This window comes from bacterium (assembly GCA_040757115.1).
Taxonomy (GTDB): Bacteria; UBA9089; CG2-30-40-21; order CG2-30-40-21; family SBAY01; genus JBFLXS01.
In genome coordinates, this window is sequence record JBFLYA010000258.1 from 1 (window position 1) to 5,300 (window position 5,300).

Below are 5,300 nucleotides of genomic sequence, written 5' to 3' on the forward strand. Positions count from 1 at the left end.
TTATCTCCTTATCCCCTTTCTTACACTTTTGATATATAGCCTGAACGGTTACCCCACAAGTTCCTCCATAGTTCACACCACCTCCACCATCCCAAATCCTTGATTTCGTCTGAAGCCAAGCCCGAGTTGGTAGATTTTATATAAGTCATCCGGATTACCTTTTAGAATGAACTTACCTTTAAATCCGATAAGTTTCATTGGTACTTTAGTTTTTAGATGGTCGCTAATGGTATATTTGATGACCTCTTTTTTTAAGTCAACCGGGATAAATTCCAATTGGGTAATATTAAGTTCTTTCAGGCTAAAGATAAGTTCCTTAAGAAATCGAGATTCATCAAAGGAGATAGTATTTTCGGGACCAGAAAAGCGGCTGATTTTATTCTTTGTTTGTGGATGTAAAACAGGCTTTTTGTCTTTGTCAACAACAATGATGGGTGACATAGTTTTAAAACAAATCTCTCCTTGAGTAAAATAGGTCTTATTTTTTTCATTGAGAGGAAAGATATTAATTAGATGAAGAGTTTCGTCAAGAGGAAAATCCATAGTTTTTACTTTAAGTAATCCATTATAAATCTTTATACCAGTGGCTTGTGGGTCTTCTGAGATATTCAGAGTAGAAAGATAGAGTCTGGTATTGCGTCTTATTGTTAGAATATCAGCCGAGATTTGGACACACTCAAAGAAGACACTAAAACAGAACGGTTTGGTCTGGTGATGGTTAGATAAATAAAATTGTTCATATAATTCCGCAGATTCTTGTTTAATTGCCTCTTTTATCAGGCTAAAAAAACAAGACCGATACTCTATAGGTAATTTATCAATCTTATAAACAACCCCTATCCTCATATTGAATATTATACCAGAGTTTATCATAAAAGGCAAGTGTCATTTGTGTGAAACTGTGATTCAGACAGTAGACTATAGACATCAGACCTCAGACTAAAGCGGGCAGAAATTGCAGAAGAATGAAGGCTTGAAAGACCTACCTATACTTCTGTAGTCTGGACTTTCGTAAATTTTATGCTACTATTGAGGCTATCTAAAATTCTCTTTATCCTTATCAATCTGTTTATTTTGCTCAAAGATGGTAAAATTAGGTTCAAAAGCCTGATGATTTTTTTGCAACTTATCCTTTGAAGTTGAGTTGATAAAAAATGCTTCACCTATTTTCTTCCCTTTATCTCCTTTGCGGTAACCGTTCAGCCACAGAGGCACAGAGTTCACAGAGAATTAGAGAAATTAGCCACAAATGGACACGAATTAACCTGTGACATTCGATAAATGGTAACCGTTCAGGTAATCCTTTACCGCAGAGACGCAGAGAAACAGAGAGAAAAATATCTTTTTTTCGTGTTTTTCGCGTTTTTCGGTGTTTAAAAAGGCTTAAAAACAGTTATAGCGGTTATTAACTGGAAGTCTACATAGGATAATACCCATAAATAAGGCATGAGAATAATCGTTCCGTTAGGAACATAATATCGGTAGGAATAGATAGACAAATCAATCATTCTACCAATATATTGTCCCTATGGGACATTATTTGTATGATATTTATTTCTACCAATATATTGTCCCTATGGGACATTAAATGAAGCAAAGCCCAAAACTACAACTAAAAATTTCTCCATCAGTCGCAATAAATCTCAATGAATCTATTAGTTTTAAGGTTTTGAGTTTTGACATTTGGGTTTTGAGTTGATATTGTCCCATCAGAGGGACACGGCTGAACGCTTACGATAAATGTAGTGCGAACCATTAGGTTCGCTTTCCTGCTTGCCAGAAGCGAGGCTAAAGTCTCGCACTACAAATCTTTTCGACCTGTGCGGTTAAATGTAAAATGGATAATGTAAAATGAGAAATGTAAAATGTATAACTGAAAGGTAATGAGTCTTGCGAAGTCCTAAAATTTCCCATTTTTCATTTCCTATTTTACATTTTACATTTATTTTTCCTTTGCGTCTCTGCGATGAATTAGTCTAATCGCACAGGTCGAATCTTTTTATTATTCGTGTTCATTCGTGGTTATATATTCCCTCTGTGTTCTCTGTGACTCTGTGGCTATATCCCTGAACGGTTACCCTTTGCGTTACTACTTTGTGCCCTTTGTGGTTTATCCTTTTTTTTAACCGCAAAGAACGCAAAGATTAAATGAGAAAGGAATCATAGAAAATTCACGAAACTCCAGATAGGATAATACCCATAAATAAGGCATGAGAATAATCGTTCCGTTAGGAACATAATATCGGTAGGAATAGATAGACAGATCAATTAGTTCCGTAGGAACGATATATTGATCAGTAGAAAAAAAGTTGACAATATTTAAGGACTTTGTTATAATGAAATTATGAAAGGTGTAGAAATTAAGAAGGGAACAGATGGTAGAGTAATAATTACTTCCCCTTATAAATCCTGACTATGTTGCCAAGATGAAGACTATTAAGGAACATTGGTGGCATTCTGATAAGAAATATTGGAGCTTTCCAGATAAAGATGAAATTTTAGAGAAGATCTTCAAAATCTTTGAAGGCGAAGAAATCTATTTAAATTCGGCCTTACACACCGGATTTTCTAATGCTGTCATTACGAAGGCTGAAAGCCCGAAGCTATCTCAAATCTATTATACTTCACGCATAACACAACATCACAATTTTGAAGACCTGCGTAGAGAACTTGTTTCAAGGGGAACCGTTCAGGTAGTCTGGTGTCTAAGTGTCTGAGGTACATAGACTACCAGACACATAGACACCCTTTACGCAAAATTGTAGGATTTGTGACTATCCTGATTTCCTGGATGTTAACTGATTGCTGATACCTGATGGTTGAACGCTTACAAGGCAAGATAGTAATAAATAAGAGAATTGGTAAAGAAAAACAATCTTTGGCACTTCAGCCAGAGTTAATATAAACGAAATATTTCGTTTAGCCTCCCAAATTGGGAGCATAAACGAACTTGTTCGGTTATGAATAAGTTATATGAAATTCGGCAACATAAAAAGATTGTGAAGTTAAGGTAATCTATAATGGAGAGAAAAGAAAAGTTGAAATTATATCTGGAAACAACTATTCCTAATTATAAATTTGCTGATGATACTCCAAGAGAAAGAGATATTACCAAACAGTTCCTGCAAAGGGTTACCAGGGGAGATTACAGAGTATTTATATCTGAACTTGTAACAAGGGAGATTGAAAAAACTTCTGATTTAGCCAAGAGAAAAAAATTACTTGATGTTGTCTCGGGGATAGCGGTGCTTCCTATCACTCACGAAAGCAAAGAATTAGGGAAGGCTTATGTCTCTTTAGGCATTATTCCACCACGATATGAACCTGATGGTATACATTTGGCAATAGCAACCCTCAATGAGATGGATGTATTGGTTACTTGGAATATGGAACATTTAGCCAATTCTGAAACGAGGATCAGTGTTAGAGAAGAGAACCTAAAAAGAGGACTAAAGGTGATAGATATAGCAACGCCAGAGGAGGTGATGGCAAGTGGATAGACCTTTGTGGAAATCAGTTGTCTTCGATGATCTCCACCATATCCGAGAGGAATTGACTAAGGAAATGAGTAATATAACCACAAGAGAGGATATGGAGAGGTGGAGAAAGCAAGACATCGAAAGATTAAAAAAAGACGGTTATAAATATGAAAAGATCTCTGAGGGCTATAATGTTCTTCGCCGTATTTGATAAAAACATGTTGCCGAACTTCACATAACACGGTGTTTGTGGTTCGCTACGCTTACCCAAATGCTCGCTTCCGCTCGCACTTCACAAACACCGGAACCGTTGTGCGAAATTCCAGCCAACTAAGGTGAAAGAAAAATATGTCTACTATGTACGACAATCCAAAATATTATGAAATAGCTTTTTCCTTTCGAGATATTCCTGTTGAAGTTGATGTGTTTGAAAAGTGTATCAAGCTTTTTTCTCAGATCCCAGTAAAATCTGTCTTGGAATTAGGATGTGGAAATAGTCCTCATATGGAAGAACTTATCAAAAGGGGATACCAATATACTGGGCTTGACTTAAGCAAAGCCATGCTGGAGTATAGCAGACAAAAAACTTTACGCATTGGTGCAGAGGCAAATCTCATTTATGGAAACATGGTAGATTTTTCTCTTGAAACATTAGTCGATTTTGTATACATTAATCTTGGTTCTTTGTATGTCAAGAATACATCAGAGCTTATGACACATTTTAATTCGGTCTCTGCGATATTGAAGAAAGGCGGTTTATATCTGCTCGACTGGTGCATTCAATTTAGTCCACCATCAGGAAATGGAGAAACTTGGGAGATAGAAAAAGAGGGAATTCGCGTTAAAACTACGGTGAAATCAAAAGTCATAAATCCTGTTGAGCAAACTTTTGAAGAAACCATCGCCCTTGAAATCGATGATCATGGCAAATATCACATTATTACTGGAAAAAATGTTAAAAGAGCTATCTACCCCCAAGAGTTTTTATGCTTGGTGTGTAGTCTCAAAGATTTTGAGTTTGTTGGTTGGTGGAATAACTGGGATCTTAGTCAACCATTAGAACAAACGAGCGAGATTAACCGACCAATCACACTTGTTCGGAGGATATAAATTGCATCACAAAGAAGAATGCTTGGAACTTCGCACAACAGCGGATAAAAGGGAAATCAAAGATTTCCCAAATCCCGACAAGTCGGGACTTCTTTTATCCGCAATCCGTTATATGAAATTGCAGGCTAAATAAAAGGAGGGATTAAAATGCTCAATACAAATACGGAAATAATTTATAAAGAAATTTCACAACTTGCAAATAATGAAAAGATGATTCTTCTTTCTAAATTGATGTTGGAAATCTCTGTATATGTAGAAAGAGATCGAAAGTTCAATATTTATGATATAAAAGGGGTGGGGAAAGAAATGTGGGAAGGAATAGACGCTCAAGAATATGTTAATAAGGAAAGGGCATCATGGGAATAAAGAGAATAATCAAACGACATAGAAGAATAATGTTTGATACTGCTCCCATCATATACTTTATTGAAGAACATAAGGATTTTGGGAAAATTACAGATGAGATATTCAAATTGTAACCGTTCAGGCTATATATCAAAAGTGTAAGAAAGGGGATAAGGAGATAAGAGTGATATGGAGATAAGATAATAGAAATAGATTGAAATTTATAGAAATAGGTAGAAATTGATTGTGGAAAACAACAAATTTCCATAAATTTCTATTAGTTTCTATTAATTTCAATTTTTTTAATAATATCTCCCTATCTCCTTAATCTCCACATCTCCTTTTGTTACACCACCTGAACGCTTA

General features: G+C 35.6%; 8 protein-coding genes. 5 read left to right on the forward strand and 3 right to left on the reverse strand.

The window, feature by feature from the left end; translation table 11 throughout:
* Nucleotides 1-72: 72 nt before the first annotated feature.
* The gene (cas6, locus tag AB1422_16425) at nt 73-873 is read right to left on the reverse strand and encodes a CRISPR-associated endoribonuclease Cas6 (GenBank protein MEW6620892.1); all 801 of its coding nucleotides are present in this window, start codon (nt 871-873) and stop codon (nt 73-75) included.
* Nucleotides 874-1,035: 162 nt separating this feature from the next.
* Nucleotides 1,036-1,224 (reverse strand): hypothetical protein, encoded by a 189-nt coding sequence (locus AB1422_16430; protein ID MEW6620893.1) that lies wholly within the window; start codon nt 1,222-1,224, stop codon nt 1,036-1,038.
* Nucleotides 1,225-2,426: 1,202 nt separating this feature from the next.
* Here AB1422_16430 and AB1422_16435 point away from each other — a divergent pair.
* The 5 genes from AB1422_16435 (at nt 2,427) to AB1422_16455 (ending at nt 4,955) form a co-directional block, all read left to right on the forward strand.
* Nucleotides 2,427-2,717, forward strand: coding sequence for a hypothetical protein (locus tag AB1422_16435; GenBank protein ID MEW6620894.1), 291 nt, complete (start codon nt 2,427-2,429; stop codon nt 2,715-2,717).
* 303 nt (nt 2,718-3,020) lie between these two features.
* The gene (locus AB1422_16440; protein MEW6620895.1) at nt 3,021-3,500 is read left to right on the forward strand and encodes a type II toxin-antitoxin system VapC family toxin; all 480 of its coding nucleotides are present in this window, start codon (nt 3,021-3,023) and stop codon (nt 3,498-3,500) included.
* Nucleotides 3,493-3,690, forward strand: coding sequence for a hypothetical protein (locus AB1422_16445; protein MEW6620896.1), 198 nt, complete (start codon nt 3,493-3,495; stop codon nt 3,688-3,690). Before AB1422_16440 ends, AB1422_16445 begins: the two co-directional genes overlap by 8 nt.
* Nucleotides 3,691-3,827: 137 nt before the next feature.
* Nucleotides 3,828-4,589, forward strand: a complete 762-nt coding sequence (locus AB1422_16450; protein MEW6620897.1) for a class I SAM-dependent methyltransferase — start codon at nt 3,828-3,830, stop codon at nt 4,587-4,589.
* Nucleotides 4,590-4,736: 147 nt separating this feature from the next.
* Nucleotides 4,737-4,955 (forward strand): hypothetical protein, encoded by a 219-nt coding sequence (locus tag AB1422_16455; protein ID MEW6620898.1) that lies wholly within the window; start codon nt 4,737-4,739, stop codon nt 4,953-4,955.
* Here the strand turns inward: AB1422_16455 and AB1422_16460 are convergent.
* Nucleotides 4,927-5,202 (reverse strand): hypothetical protein, encoded by a 276-nt coding sequence (locus AB1422_16460; protein MEW6620899.1) that lies wholly within the window; start codon nt 5,200-5,202, stop codon nt 4,927-4,929. The two genes, AB1422_16455 and AB1422_16460, sit on opposite strands and share 29 nt — an antisense overlap.
* Nucleotides 5,203-5,300: the final 98 nt, after the last annotated feature.

Bases quoted from the DNA above. Each gene is read 5' to 3' on its own strand.
- AB1422_16460 (MEW6620899.1), bottom strand. From the start codon at position 5,202: ATGGAAATTTGTTGTTTTCCACAATCAATTTCTACCTATTTCTATAAA.
- AB1422_16450 (MEW6620897.1), top strand. From the start codon at position 3,828: ATGTCTACTATGTACGACAATCCAAAATATTATGAAATAGCTTTTTCC.
- AB1422_16440 (MEW6620895.1), top strand. From the start codon at position 3,021: ATGGAGAGAAAAGAAAAGTTGAAATTATATCTGGAAACAACTATTCCT.
- AB1422_16455 (MEW6620898.1), top strand. From the start codon at position 4,737: ATGCTCAATACAAATACGGAAATAATTTATAAAGAAATTTCACAACTT.
- cas6 (MEW6620892.1), bottom strand. From the start codon at position 873: ATGATAAACTCTGGTATAATATTCAATATGAGGATAGGGGTTGTTTAT.
- AB1422_16435 (MEW6620894.1), top strand. From the start codon at position 2,427: ATGAAGACTATTAAGGAACATTGGTGGCATTCTGATAAGAAATATTGG.